A 13,688-nucleotide genomic window follows, 5' to 3' on the forward strand; every position below is an offset into this window, starting at 1 on the left:
CGGGATCCTTCCAGATGGACGGGCGGAACGGCCCGCGGAGGATACCCACTATCTATAAGGCAACCTTCCTGATAGTTTACGCCCCGCGGTCGGCCCGTGGCACGGCCGCGCACGCTCGCCGCCGCACACCCGGTGCGGGGAGCGGAGACGACGGAGGGGCCCGAGAATGAGTGCGGTGGTCTACCAACTGCGTGAGGTGCGGCGCGCCCGCTACGCCGTGGCGGCCGTCTTCGCCGTGCACGGCTCCGTCACCGGCTCGTTCGCGACCCGGGTGCCCTGGATCCAGGACCACGCCGGGGTCAGCGCGGGCCAGCTGGGCCTGGCCCTGGCCTTCCCCGCGCTCGGCGCCTCCCTCGCCATGCCACTGGCCGGCCGGATCAGCCACCGCTTCGGCGCCCGCACCGCCCTGCGCGGCCTGCTGGCCCTGTGGACGCTGTCCCTGACCCTGCCCTCGCTGGCCCCGAACCTCGCCACCCTCTGCCTCGCCCTGTTCGTCTACGGGGCCACCTCGGGCATGTCCGACGTCGCGATGAACGCGCTCGGCGTCGAGGTCGAGAACCGTCTCGACAAGTCGATCATGTCGGGGCTGCACGGCATGTGGAGCGCGGGCGCCCTGATCGGTTCGGCGGGCGGCACGCTCGCCGCCCACCTCGGCGCGGACGCCCGGCTGCACCATCTGCTGGCCGCCGCCGTCCTGACGGTGCTCGGCCTGGTCATGTGCTCCTGGGTGCTGGATCTCCAGCCCGCCGAGGGCGAGGAGGCCCCGCCGAGGTTCGCGCTGCCGCCCAGGTCGGCGGTGCTGATCGGCGCGGTCGGGTTCTGCGCGGTCTTCGCGGAGGGCGCGAGCCTGGACTGGTCGGCGGTCTACCTGCGGGACCAGCTGGACACCTCGGCGGGGCTCGCGGCGGCGTGCACCACCGGGTTCACGCTGACCATGGCCCTGTCGCGGTTCGCCGGTGACCGGATCGTGGACCGGTTCGGCGCGGTGCGCTCGGTCCGGGTGAGCGGCGTGCTGGCCGCGCTCGGCGGCCTGCTCGTGGTCGTCGGCGGCCACCCGGCGGTGGCGATGACCGGCTTCGCGCTGCTGGGCCTGGGCATCGCCGTGGTCGTCCCGCTCTGCTTCGCGGCGGCGGGCCGCAGCGGCAGCAACCCGTCCCTCGCCATCGCGGGCGTCGCCACCATCACGTACACCTCCGGGCTGATCGCGCCCAGCGCGATCGGCGGGCTGGCCGAGGCCACCAGCCTGGTGGTGTCGTTCGGGCTGGTGACCGTGCTGGCCTGCGGCCTGGTGGCGTTCGCGGGAGTGCTGCGCGCCGGGGACCGCACCCCGGTGCAGGTCAGTCCGCCGGACGCAGCAGTTCCCGGCCGACGGCCCTGAACTCCTCGCTCCACGGCGCCGGCCGCATCGTCGCCGCGTCCAGCCGGACCAGGACCCGGGTGCCGTGGGCGTAGGTGGTGGCCCCGTCCGCCGAGCAGAACCGGAAGCCGTACGTCAGCCCGGTCCGGCCCAGCCGCTCCAGCCACAGGTGGACGGCGTACCCGCCGGGCCGGGTGACCGGCGCCTCGTAGGTGATCCGCAGTTCCTTCACCGCGTTGCAGGCGTCGCCGGCCGCCGCCCAGTCACCCGCGTACCGGTAGCCGTGCCCCTCCCACAGCTCGCCCCAGGCCCGCTCGACCAGCACCGGGTAGCGGGCGTTGTGCAGCAGGCCGAGGGCGTCGAGGTCGTCGAAGTGGACGGTGACGGGGACGAGCCGGCCGTACGAGAGGGCGGGTATGGGCGCGGCCGGGGCTTCGGCGGTCATGGGTGGTGCTCCTGGGGACGTACGGGATGATCGCCGCCGTCAACCACCAGCGGCCCTGCTCATCCTAAGCAGGCGCTCACCGGGCGAACCGCCGGCGGCCGCCTGTGCACCGCGCGGCGTTCCCGCTCACCGGGAGGCGCGGTCAGCCGGCGCTGCCGTCGGTGGTCGGCGAGCGATTCGCCGTCGTGGCCCGGTACCGTCCCGGCGTGGTACCGAATTGCCGCTCGAAGGCGTGCGACAGTGCGTACGGAGTGCCGTAACCGACGCGGTCCGCGATGGCCGACACGGTTTCCGAGGTGTCCCGGAGGAGGGTGGCGGCGAGGGTCAGGCGCCACCAGGTGAGGTAGGCCATCGGAGGCCTGCCGACCAGGGTGGTGAACCGGCGTGCCAGGGTGGGGCGGGAGACTCGCGCCGTCGCCGCCAGGCTCTCATTGGTCCACGGCGCGGCGGGCTCCGCGTGCAACGCGCGCAGGGCGGTGGCCGTCACCGGGTCGCTCAGCGCCCGGGGCCATGCTCCGTCGGTGTCCTCGGCCATCCAGGAGCGGATCATGTAGACGAAGAGCAGGTCGAGCAGGCCCGGGAGGGCGACGCTGGAGCCGGGCCGTGTCTGATCCAGCTCGCCGGCGAGGAGGTCGATCGCGGCGCGTAGTTCGAGGTGGCTGCCCATTCGATTGACAAGGCGGACGACCTGCGGGAGTTCCTCCATGAGCGGATGCCGGCTGCTGTTGTCCAGGCGGTAGCTTCCGCAGAGCAACTCCGTGTCGTCGTCGGGCCGGACCGGCCAATCCGTCTCCGCCAGCCACTGCTCCAGCGGCACCGCCTTCCGCGCCGCGGCCACCGGGTCGACGGGAGAGTCGGTGATCAGGTAGCCCGTACCGTGGGGCAGCATCACCGCGTCACCGACACCGAGGTGTACGGGGGTGCCGTCGTCGGGCAGCAGCCAGCAGCCGCCCTTCATCACGACGCCCACACCCGCGCCGTGGTACGGGTCCAGCCGCACGCACCAGCTGCCCCGCATCCCCACCCGGCGGAACGAGGGGTGCCCGAGACGCACCGCGGAGATCGCGTCGCTCACCACATCCACCGGGAGAGGATAGGTGGCGTGTGCGCGCCATCGCGCGGGTACAGAGCCCGGGGTGCCCTGGGACGGCGGCCGCTGCGACGGCCCGTCGGCTGTTGCGCGAACCCTCATGGACGCTCTACTTCGTCTGGTCGAACGCGGCCCATGGGCCGAGGGCGAACCCGCCGCCCTCTCGACGGACCTCAAGGGCTCCCGCGCCGCCGAAGTGCGCGGGGATGAGCAGCTCCCGTTCGTCGGCGGCCCGTTCGAGGATCCTGCGGCGGCTGGCCACCGCCCGCGCCGGGTCGAGGCAAGAGCCGCTGTTGCAGCAGGGGTCGAGGATCTGCACCGGGCTGTGCAGAATGTCTCCGGCGAAGACCGCCCGGTCGGTACCGGAGGCGAGTCGCACCACGGACGCGCCGGGAGTGTGGCCCGGCGCGGACTCCAGAGTGAGATGTGCGTCGATGTGGTGCAGGCCGTCCCACAGAACGGCCTGTCCGGCTTGGTGGACGGGCGCGATGCTGTCGTCGTAGATCATGCGGTCGACTTCCGGCAGTTCCTGCCTCCGCGTGTTGTCCGGACCGTAGTAGGCATCGTCGGCGCCCGGAATGAGGTACTGGGCGTTGGGGAAGGTGGGCACCCACTGTCCACCCACGTCGGTGGTGTTCCAGCCCACGTGATCGACGTGAAGGTGCGTGTTGACGACGACATCGACATCTCCCGGGCGTACACCGGCGCTCTCCAGCACGTCGAGGAAATCGCTCGGGCGCCGGTGGAAGTACGGCGCCATGCCCGGCCGCTCGCGATCACTGCCCGCCCCGGTGTCGATCAGTACGGTCCGCCCGCCGCTGCGCAGAACCCACGACTGCAGTGCGACCACCGTCCTGCCGCTGTCCGGCTCGAAGTGGTCCGGTGCCAGCCAGTCCTTGTTCCCGGTCCATGTGCCGGCGCCGACCTCGGGCAGGAACACGGAGGCGGGCAGGAACGGTTCGTGCCACTCGACCACCCGGATGATCTCGAGATCGCCCAGCATCATGGTTTGCACGCGGTTGTCGTTGTCCGTCATGCGCCAGACCTTAAGAAGGCTGGAACGATCGTCTCAATGCTCGGGTTGCTCAGGAAAATAACCGAGCGTCTCATGTACCTGCTGTTTCCAGGCTGGGGAGGTCATCGGGGGCGGCCGGTGCGGCGTCGGCGGGCCGGGCAGGGAGGCACCGCCTTCCGGCGGGTCACTTCTGGGTGACGTCGGTGCAGTAGACGTCCTTGTCCGGCAGGTGGCCGGTGGCCAGGAAGCCGAGGGTGGCCTTGTCGGCGCAGGCGGAGCCTTCGCCGTAGACGTAGTGCCCGCCGTTGTCGACGCCTACGAGGGCAGAGCCGGCGCCGAGGGACTTGTGCAGTCCGACGGCGCCTTCCCACGGGGTGGCGTTGTCCCGGCGGTTCTGCAGGATCAGGGTGTTGCGCGGGCCGCCCTTCGCCACCTTGACAGTCGGCTCAGCCGGCTTGTCCCAGTAGGCGCATGCCCAGATGTTGGCGGGCATGCCCGCGGTGAGCGGCCACTTCTCCCGGTCGGCGGCGGTGCGGGCGGCGTAGCCGTCGATGTCGCGCGGCCACTCGGCGTCGCCGCAGGTGAGAGCCATGAACATGGTGGCCTGGTTGTCCGCGGGGACGCCCGGGGACAGCGGTGTGTCGGCGAACACCTCCTTGAGAACCGCGAGGTCAGCGGCCGTGGTGCTGCCGTCGGACAGGTTGTCGGCGGCCTTCCAGAACTGGGTGAGCGCGGGAAGGTTGTCGTTGTGCAGAAGCAGGGCGTAGGTCATGTTCCGCAGCAGCGCCCCGTCCAGCGACACCGATGTGCCGGGAATCGCCGCGGGAGTGCGGTCGAGCCGGTCGGCGAGGGCGAGGTAGGTGCGGGTCACCTGCTCGACGTTCGTGCCCAGCTCGAGGGTGCTCGCCTGGGCGGCGGCGACGCGGGCGGCATCGGGGAACCGGTCGGCCATGCCCTTGCCCCAGGTGTCCGCCACCAGGTCGGCCCATACCTTGGTGGGGTCGACGTTGCCTTCCAGGACCATCCGGTCGGTGCGGTCCTGGAAGAGGGAGCGGTAGACGGCGCCGAGGTAGGTGCCGTAGGACTGGCCCCAGTAGGAGATCTTCTTCTCACCGAGCGCCTGGCGGACGCGGTCCATGTCGCGGGCGGTGTTGGCGGTGCTGTAGTACCGCAGGTTCTCGCCCACCGTGTCGGCGCACTGCTCGGCGGCGGCTTTGGCGAGCGCCACGTTCTTGGTGATCGAGCCGTCCGCGGCGGGATAGGGGAAGAGCCCGGCCACGCCGGGGTCCCGCAGACCGCAACTCTGCGGGGTGCTGTGTTCGACACCGCGCGGGTCGAAGCCGATCAGGTCGTAACGGTTCAGCACGGACTTCGGCAGTGCGGACGCCATGGTTCCGGGCATGTCGAGACCGCCCAGGGCCGGCCCGCCGGGGTTCAGCAGCAGAACGCCACGCCGCTTCCCGGGTTTTGCGGTGGACAGCCGGGAGACCGCCAGGTCGATCTTCTCGCCGCCCGGGTTCTGGTAGTCGAGCGGCACCGTCAACGTTCCACAGGCCAGGCGGGGGTCACGGGTCCGTCCCTCGGCCAGGGCCGGGCACTCGCCCCAGGTGATCTCGGCGTCGCCCGCGGTCCCGTCGAGGCTCCTGCCGGAGGCCTTGGCCGGTTGCGAGCCCTTGGCGTCCGCGCCGCACGCGACCAGTGCGGTTCCCGCCAGCGTGGAGACCAGCAGGGTTGCGGCGATGCGGCGGCCTTTGGGGAAACCGCGCTGCGCGGAACTGCGTGTCGTGGTCATGGTGTTGTCCTCGGCTACTGGGCTGGTCGGCCTTGTCCGGCCGTCGTGTTGACGGTTCGAGTCAACAAGAGACCACCGGAGGCGCGCGTCACCCCGGAGAGGACAGGCGGGTAGCTCGCTCGGGGGACCCTGGGGTGGTCCCGAGAACGGAGCGGCCGCCCAGGGGCGTATCGGATGAGCTGTGGGCGGGAACGAGCCGGTGCCGCCGGCCCGCCCAGGTGCTCCCGGCCTTCAACACGCACCCGACCGCCCCGCCCGCGGAGACGACAACGGGCGCGAACCGCGGCTGGACAGCCCCGCTCACGCCCGATGCGCCCGTTCCGTCAGCGGGTCTGCCCGCTTCCCCGGTCCGTGTCGGTGTCGTCGTAGCTGGTCGTCCCGGCGTCCAGGAGCCCGCCCCGCGAGGTGCCCGCGGCCTTCGAGAGCCAGCGCAGCGCGTGGTAGCCGGTCAGCACCACGAGGGTGCCGAGGGCGATGCCGTTGAGTTCGAAGTTGTCGGTGAACTCCAGCGTCACGCCGCCGATACCGACGATGACGCCGGCGGCGGCCGGGATCAGGTTGAGCGGCTGGCCGAAGTCGACCTTGTTGCGCACCCAGATCTGGGCGCCGAGCAGGCCGATCATGCCGTAGAGGATGACGGTGATGCCGCCCAGCACTCCGCCCGGGATCGCGGCGACGAACGCGCCGAACTTCGGGCACAGGCCGAAGAACAGGGCGACGATCGCGGCGCACATGTAGGCGGCGGTCGAGTACACGCGCGTGGCGGCCATGACGCCGATGTTCTCGGCGTACGTGGTGGTGGCGGGGCCGCCGGCGACCGTGGAGACCATGGTGGCCGCGCCGTCCGCCGCGATGGCGGTGCCGAGCTTGTCGTCGAGGGGGTCGCCGGTCATCTCGCCGACCGCCTTGACGTGGCCCGCGTTCTCGGCGACCAGGGCGATCAGCACCGGGAGGGCCACGACGATCGCCGACGCGCTGAACGAGGGCGCGTGCGTGTCGGGGAAGCCGACCCAGGCGGCCTCCTTGACCGCCGTCAGGTCCAGGCGCCAGTGGTCCACCACCTTGCCGCTGCCGTCGATGGAGTGGATCTTGCCCAGGGTGAGGTCGAGGATCCAGGAGAGCAGGTAGCCGAAGACCAGGCCGAGGAAGATGGCGATGCGGGACCAGAAGCCGCGCAGGACGACCAGGGCGAGGCCCGTGAAGAGCATCGTGGCGAGCGCCGTCCACTGGTCCTGCGGCCAGTAGCTGGAGGCGGCCACCGGGGCCAGGTTGAAGCCGATCAGCATGACGACGGCGCCCGTCACCGCCGGCGGCAGCACCGCGTGGATGACCTTGGCGCCCAGACGCTGGACCACGAGACCGACCACGGCCAGGGCGAGCCCCACGACGAACAAGGCGCCGGTGAGTTCCGCCGGACCGCCGCCCTGGCTGCCGATGACGGCGGCGACACCGACGAAGGAGAGCGACGAGCCCAGGTAGCTGGGGACCCGCCCGCGCGTCAGGACGAGGAACAACAGGGTCGCGACACCCGAGGCCATCAGGCCGAGGCTCGGGTCGAGACCCATGAGCACCGGGGCGACGAAACACGCGCCGATCATCGAGACGACGTGCTGCGCGCCCAGCCCGATCGTCCGGGTCCAGGTGAGCCGCTCGTTCGGCCGGACGACCTCACCTGGTGCCAGGGTCCTGCCGTCTCCGTGCAGCTTCCATCCGAAACCGGACATTCGTTACTCTCCGTTCTGTACTTACCGAACGGAAAAGTACAAGATGAGCGGCCAATCGTTCACATCGACCCGAGAGCGGAGAGCGCTCGGATCACTGTCCGCGTGACCTGGCCCCTCTCTTCGGAGGATCTGCTGGTTCACGCCTCAGAGATGGTACGTGTCGCCCGGCGCACGACGCGGGAGCCGCTGCTCGACGGGGGCTACGAGGAGGAGTCGCCGCGCGCCAGGTCGTAGGCGTAGGAGGGGCTGAACGTGCCGGGGCTGCCCTTGCAGCCGTCCGACTCCCCCGGCAGCTTGACCCACAGGTAGGCGTCGATCCGGTCCTCGCCGGTGGCCAGCGTCGGGGCGCGGCCGATCCGGCGCCCGGCCGGGTCGCACCAGGCGCCGTCGGCCGGGGCGCCGTTGCCGTTGCGGCTGGTGTCGACGACGGCGCCCAGGTGCGCCGGTCCGCCGAGGGCGTCCAGCACCGCGCGGTCGTAGGCGGTCTCGTCGGCGGTGGTGTGGAAGTTGGAGACGTTGCTGAAGACGCCGTCGGAGGAGGCGGCCGAGGCGGCGCCCGCCTGCCGGAGCCAGCCGGCCTGCTTGCCGGGCGCGTGCCAGCCGGAGTGACCGGCGTCGTAGTAGACCCGGGTCCGGGGGCCGGCCTCCTTGAGGACGCGGCCGGCGCGGGCGAGGGAGGCGAAGCGGTCGGCGCGGTCGGCGGCGGACAGGCAGCCGGCCTGGGCGACCGAGTCGGGCTCCAGGATCACGATGACCTCCTCCCTGCCCAGTCCGGCGGCGAAGCGGTCGATCCAGTCGTCGTAGGCCGCGAGGTCGGGTGCCCCGCCCTCGGAGTGGCCGCCGCAGTCGCGGTCGGGGACCGCGTACGGCACGAGGACCGGGACCCGGCCCTGGGCCGCTCCGCCCGAGGTGACGGCGCGGACCCGGGCGGTGATGGTCTCCGGCGTGAAGTCGGCGAACCAGACGGCGGCGGGCCGGCCGGCGATCCGGTCGGCGATGACCGCGTGCCGCGGGTCGTCGGGGTGGGCGGTCACCCAGTCGAGCACCTGGGAGTCGGGGTGGCGGTAGAGCCGGGCGGCCGGGGCGGCCGTACGCGGCTCCCCGGCGGTCTTCGTCGGCGCGGGCGCGGGTGCCGGGCCCGTCCGCGGCGCGGACGACGCGGACGCGGAGCGCGAGGCCGGCGCTGAGGGCGACGGCGACTGCGGGACGTGCTCGTGGACGGGCCGGAACGACCGGGTCACCGACGGCCGGGCCTCGTCCGCACGGCCGCCGCCGGTGTCGGCGTCCTCCAGCGCGGACAGGGTCCCGGCGACCGTGCCGGTCACGGTGACGACGGCGGCCACGGCGACCATGAGGCCGCGGCGGGCGGCACGCCGGCGCGCGGCCCTGCGCGCGGCCAGCCGCCTGGTACGAAGGCCGGACACGATACGGATCCCCTCCCCCACGCGGCGGGCGCGTTACCCCGTTCCGGGGAAGCGACGGGCCCGCCGTTCCTTCCGTCCCCCTGAAGCTGCGACTCTGCCCCCATGGCGCACTGTCGACACGTCTCCACGGCCATCGACTCGATGGACACCGTCCTCGCCCGGATGCGCGCTCTTGACGCGACGCTGCCAGCCCGGGACGGGGTGGCGGTCTTCAACCGGGTCTATCTGACCGTAACCGAAGCCGTGGACCGGGACATCGACACCGGCCGGTTCCCGGACGCCCTGGCCGCGAGCACGCTGGACGTACGGTTCGCCGAGCGTTACCTCGGCGCCGTCGACGCGGTGGAGGTCGGGCGCCGGCCGCCTGCCTGCTGGCGGCCCCTGTTCCAGTTCCGCCGTCATCCCCAGGTACGTCCGCCGCAGTTCGCGCTCGCGGGCATCAACGCGCACATCGGGCACGACCTGGCGCTCGCCGTCGTGGACACCTGTCGTACGCTCGACTGCGAACCCGGGGACCTGGAGGATGAGTTCGACCGGGTGGGCGAGATCCTCGTGTCGCTGGAGGAGCGCGTCCGCGAAGATCTGATGCCGGGTCCCGATCTCCTCCAGATCGCCGACCCGCTGACCCATCTGCTCAACTCCTGGTGCCTGGAGCGGGCCCGCGACGCCGCCTGGGTCGCCGCCCGCACCCTGTGGACGATGCGCCGGCTGCCCGACCTGGTCGGGGAGATCACCGAACGGCTCGACGAGGCGGTCGGCTTCGCGGGCCGCATGCTGCTCACACCACTGCCGGGCTGACTTCCGTGTCAGTCAGTCCTCCGGGAGTTCCACGGGAGCGATGGCGTCGTAGACGTCACCGGGCCCGGGGTTGCCGGGGTCGGTCGTCCCGCCGAAGTGGCGCATGACGCCCCAGACCGCGTTCAGCGCGGTCTGGACGGCGCCCTCGGCCCAGCCCGCCGTCCAGGAGATGTCGTCGCCGGCGAGGAAGACGCCCCGCTTGTCCGCGGGGAGCCGGTCCTGCATGAAGTGCGTGAACAGGCGCCGCTGGTAGCGGTAGTGGCCGGGCAGGTTGGCCTTGAAGGCGCCCATGAAGTACGGCTCGTTCTCCCAGGAGACGGTCACCGGGTTGCCGATGACGTGCTTCCTGATGTCGACCTTCGGGTAGATCTCGCCGAGCGATTTCAGCATGACCTCCATCCGCTCGTGCGCGGACAGCGGCAGCCACTTCAGGCTGTCGTCGCACCACGTGTACGAGAGGCAGATGACGGCCGGCCGGTCGGGGCCGTCGTCGAGGAGGTACGTGCCGCGCGTCATGCGGTCGGTGAGCGTCATCGACATGACGTCCCGGCCGGTCTCCTCGTCCTTGTCCAGCCAGAACGGCCGGTCGACCGGCACGAACAGCTTGCTGGACTCCATGTAGTGGGTGCGCTCGATGGCGGTCCAGTGGTCGATGGGGAAGAGCGCGTCGTCGCAAGCGATCTTCGACAGCAGCATCCAGGACTGGGCGGTGAAGACGGCCGCCCGGTAGGTGCGGATGTCACCGGCGGCGTCGGTGACGGTGACGCGGTCGCCGGCGGTGCGGTCGAGGCGGGTCACGGCGGGGCGGGGCGAGCCGTCGGCGTGCAGGGACCGCAGCGAGGTGCCGTGCGGCCAGTGGACGGTCTTCTCCGGCGCCCGCTCCCACAGCCGCAGCGGCAGTTGCTGCGAGCCGCCGACGATGCCGCGGTGGTGGTCGTCGGCCTCGGTGTAGACGACGCGGAGGATCTCCAGGATGGAGTTGGGGAAGTCGGTGTCCCAGCCGCCGGTGCCGAAGCCGACCTGGCCGAAGATCTCACGGTGCCGGAAGGACCGGAACGCCTCGGAGTCGCAGAGGAAGCCGTAGAAGGTCTGGTTGTCGAGCTTCTCGACCAGCCGGGACCAGATCTCCCGGATGCGCGGCACGTCCCGCTCGCGCAGGGCGCGGTTCATGGCGGAGAAGTCGGCGCCCTCTTCGAGGCAGCGGGCCCAGGCGTCGGCGACGTCCCGGTAGACCCGGGGCAGGTCGGCGAGGGTCTCGGCGTAGTGGGTCTCGCCCTTGAGGTCGACGACGGTGGAGGGCGTGGCCTCGGCGAGCGGGTTGGGGAAGGGCCGGGTCTCCAGGCCGACCAGGTCGATGTAGTGCCGCAGGGCGGTGGAGGACGGCGGGAAGCGCATGGCGCCCATCTCGGCCCGCAGCTCCGGGTCGCAGCCGTCGAAGCCGACGGTGCGCAGGCGCCCGCCGATCCGGTCGGCCTCGTACACGACCGGCTTGAGGCCCATCTTCATCAGTTCGTACGCCGTGATGACGCCGGACAGTCCGCCGCCGATGACGGCGACCTCGGTGCCGTGCTCGGTCGCGGGTATCTGGCCGAGCCCGGCCGGGTGGGCGAGGAAGTCGTCGTAGGCGTACGGGAAGTCCGGGCCGAACATGGTGATCGGCGGCTGCTGCCCGTCGGTGTGCTCGACGGCGTTGGGCACCGTGGACGTCATGGGGTGCGGACTCCTTGTGCGGACGTGCCGGGAAGTGCGGGGGAGGTACGGGGCGGACGGATGCCGGTACTACCAGGGTGTACCGGGGAGTACCGGGTGTCAGGCGAGGGAGCCGTACAGGCCGGGGCGGCGGTCGGTCAGGTACGGGTTGGCCGCGCGGGAGGCGGCGAGGAGGGCCGGGTCCGCGTCGGCGAGGACCAGTTCCTCGGCGCGGCCCGCGCGGGCGCGGGCGGTGCCGTCCGGGCCGGCCAGGACGGACAGGCCGACGAAGTCGAACTCGCCCTCCGCGCCGGCCCGGTTGACGTACGCGACGTACATCTGGTTCTCGAAGGCGCGCACCGGGACCACGGACTCGGCGACGAACTGGAACGGGTGCATCTGCGCGGTCGGCACCAGGAGCAGGTCGGTGCCGGCCAGGGCGTGGGCGCGGACGTTCTCCGGGAACTCGACGTCGTAGCAGATCATCAGGCCGACGGTCAGACCGTCCAGCTCGGCCTGGACGACGGTCCGGTCGCCGGGGCTGAAGTGGTCGCGCTCGTAGCGGCCGAAGAGGTGCGTCTTGCGGTAGCCGGCGAGCCGGGTGCCGTCGGCGGAGATCAGCTGGGCGGAGTTGAAGACGCGGTCGCCGTCCCGTTCGGGGTAGCCGTAGGCGACGGCGAGGCCGTGCCGGGTGGCCGTCCGGGCGATCGCGTCGGCCGCGTCGCCGTCGGCGGGCTCGGCCAGCCGGGCCACCTCGTCGCCGATGGCGTACCCGGTCAGGAACAGCTCCGGCGCCACCAGCAGCCCGGCGCCCGCGGCGGCTGCCCGGCCCGCGGCCTCGTCGAGGACCCCGAGGTTCTCGGCGACGGAGCCGGGGCGGCCGGAGCTCTGGAGCAGGGCGGTGCGCATGGGTGTTCCTCACCGGGGACGGAGGGGTGACGGAGGGGGAGGCGGGAGCCAGGAAGACGCTACGGTCGCCGCTCCCGCCGGGACAAGGAGCAGGCGTTGCGCGCGGGTGAGCGGTTCGTTGCGTCACAGGGCCGGTTCACGGTGATTCGTTGCGCGCCTCCTTTCCCGGGGCGGCCATCGCCTCCGCCGGACCGTGGCCGCCAGCACTCCCGCCGTCAGCAGGTACGGCACCGCCGCCCAGGCGAAGGCGCCGTCGTGGCCGGCCGCCGACGCGGTGGCCGCGTAGGCGCCGTACACCGCGACGGTGCCCAGCTCCGTGCCGAGCCCCGCGACCGAGGTCAGGGTCGCCCGGCCGGTCGCGTCGATACGGCGCTGGAGGCGGGCGTCGGCGAGCACGGTGGCCAGTTGGAAGCCGCCGAAGGCCAGGCCGATCAGGACGATCCCGGCCGGGCCGCCGGTCAGCGCGCCCAGGGCCAGCGCGCCGGCGGCGCCGGTGAGCAGCGCGGCGAGCCCGGTAGTGCCGAGGCGGCGTTCGCCGACGCCCGCCAGCAGGCCGCCGGCCATGGCGCCGGACCAGACCACCAGCAGCAGCCAGGGGACGGTCGCCTCGGCCACGCCGGTGTCGCGGACCAGCAGCGGCGTGTACTCGTCCAGCGCTCCCCACACCGCGGTGACGGCCGGGACCAGCAGCAGCGCGCCGCGCACGGACCGGTCGGCGCGGGCCCCGGCGAGCCCGGCGCGCAGGGTCGCCGTCCAGCCCGCGCCCGTGTCCCGGGCGGACGGTGCGTGGTGTTCGGGGAGCCGGGCCGCCGTGGCCGACGCCAGCAGACAGGCGAGGACGCCGGCCGCGCCGACGGCGTGGTACCCGCCCCAGGCGAGGACCGGCCCGGCGAGGCCCATCGAGGCGGCGGTGGCCGCCGGGCCCACCGCGCGGACCCGGCCCATGACCCGGGCGTAACGGTCGGCCGCGCCGAGCCGCTCCAGTTCGTCGTGGGCCAGTGCCTCCAGGGCACCGGAGCCGAGCGCTCCCCCGGCGCCCCACAGCACGAAGCCGAGCGCGAAGGCCGGGTACGAGGGCACGAGCACCCACAGGGCGAAGCCGGCGGCCGTGAGCAGCGGACCGAGCCGCAGCAGCCGGCGCCGCGAGACGGCGTCCGCCCAGGCGCCGGAGGGCACCTCCAGGACCACGCCGGTGACCGACCACAGGACGAAGAGGGAGGAGATCTGCCCGAGGGAGAGTCCGGCGTCGCTGAAGAGCAGCGCGTACACCGGGTAGAGGAGGACGAAGTCGTCGCAGAACGCGTAGGCGCAGAGGACGGTCGAGAGGCGCCGCACACCGCCGGGGGCGGGCACGCGCGCGGGTGGAGGTGTCATGAGGCCTTCCCGGGGAGCCGCTGCGGACGTCGGAGGTACGGCGTCCGGGGCGGTCCGCGGGAGGCACGGGC

Annotated in this window: 11 protein-coding genes; 2 read left to right on the forward strand and 9 right to left on the reverse strand. The window is 72.6% G+C overall.

The window, feature by feature from the left end; genetic code table 11:
• The first annotated feature begins 166 nt into the window (after positions 1-166).
• Positions 167-1,378 carry an MFS transporter gene (locus ACIQR3_RS20230; RefSeq protein ID WP_403540698.1) on the forward strand — a complete coding sequence of 404 codons (1,212 nt, stop codon included), beginning with the start codon at positions 167-169 and terminating at the stop codon, positions 1,376-1,378.
• On the opposite strand, the gene ACIQR3_RS20235 is transcribed toward ACIQR3_RS20230, so the two are convergent.
• The 6 genes from ACIQR3_RS20235 to ACIQR3_RS20260 form a co-directional block, all read right to left on the reverse strand.
• Positions 1,338-1,802 carry an acyl-CoA thioesterase gene (locus ACIQR3_RS20235; protein ID WP_403540700.1) on the reverse strand — a complete coding sequence of 155 codons (465 nt, stop codon included), beginning with the start codon at positions 1,800-1,802 and terminating at the stop codon, positions 1,338-1,340. The genes ACIQR3_RS20230 and ACIQR3_RS20235 overlap by 41 nt on opposite strands.
• Before the next feature lie 142 nt (positions 1,803-1,944).
• On the reverse strand, positions 1,945-2,886 hold the full coding sequence (locus ACIQR3_RS20240) for an AraC family transcriptional regulator (protein ID WP_403540703.1): 942 nt from the start codon (positions 2,884-2,886) through the stop codon (positions 1,945-1,947).
• A gap of 115 nt (positions 2,887-3,001) precedes the next feature.
• Entirely contained in the window at positions 3,002-3,928 is a 927-nt protein-coding gene (locus ACIQR3_RS20245; RefSeq protein ID WP_403540706.1) for an MBL fold metallo-hydrolase, read from the reverse strand.
• A gap of 163 nt (positions 3,929-4,091) precedes the next feature.
• Positions 4,092-5,699, reverse strand: coding sequence for an alpha/beta hydrolase (locus ACIQR3_RS20250; protein ID WP_403540707.1), 1,608 nt, complete (start codon positions 5,697-5,699; stop codon positions 4,092-4,094).
• Between the two features lie 323 nt (positions 5,700-6,022).
• Positions 6,023-7,423 carry a uracil-xanthine permease family protein gene (locus tag ACIQR3_RS20255; protein ID WP_403540709.1) on the reverse strand — a complete coding sequence of 467 codons (1,401 nt, stop codon included), beginning with the start codon at positions 7,421-7,423 and terminating at the stop codon, positions 6,023-6,025.
• Between the two features lie 200 nt (positions 7,424-7,623).
• Complete coding sequence (locus ACIQR3_RS20260; protein ID WP_403541043.1) at positions 7,624-8,775, reverse strand: glycoside hydrolase family 6 protein; 1,152 nt, start codon at positions 8,773-8,775, stop codon at positions 7,624-7,626.
• A 174-nt stretch (positions 8,776-8,949) separates the two neighbouring features.
• Here ACIQR3_RS20260 and ACIQR3_RS20265 point away from each other — a divergent pair, with 174 nt between their 5' ends.
• On the forward strand, positions 8,950-9,645 hold the full coding sequence (locus ACIQR3_RS20265; RefSeq protein WP_215167964.1) for a DUF5995 family protein: 696 nt from the start codon (positions 8,950-8,952) through the stop codon (positions 9,643-9,645).
• 12 nt (positions 9,646-9,657) lie between these two features.
• Here the strand turns inward: ACIQR3_RS20265 and ACIQR3_RS20270 are convergent, their stop codons facing one another.
• The 3 genes from ACIQR3_RS20270 to ACIQR3_RS20280 form a co-directional block, all read right to left on the reverse strand.
• On the reverse strand, positions 9,658-11,355 hold the full coding sequence (locus ACIQR3_RS20270; RefSeq protein WP_403540711.1) for a flavin monoamine oxidase family protein: 1,698 nt from the start codon (positions 11,353-11,355) through the stop codon (positions 9,658-9,660).
• Positions 11,356-11,454: 99 nt separating this feature from the next.
• Positions 11,455-12,243 (reverse strand): carbon-nitrogen hydrolase family protein, encoded by a 789-nt coding sequence (locus tag ACIQR3_RS20275; protein WP_403540713.1) that lies wholly within the window; start codon positions 12,241-12,243, stop codon positions 11,455-11,457.
• Between the two features lie 123 nt (positions 12,244-12,366).
• Positions 12,367-13,617, reverse strand: a complete 1,251-nt coding sequence (locus ACIQR3_RS20280; protein ID WP_403540714.1) for an MFS transporter — start codon at positions 13,615-13,617, stop codon at positions 12,367-12,369.
• Between the last annotated feature and the right edge of the window lie 71 nt (positions 13,618-13,688).

The organism is Streptomyces sp. NPDC090994, from assembly GCF_044768905.1.
Classification (GTDB): domain Bacteria; phylum Actinomycetota; class Actinomycetes; order Streptomycetales; family Streptomycetaceae; genus Streptomyces.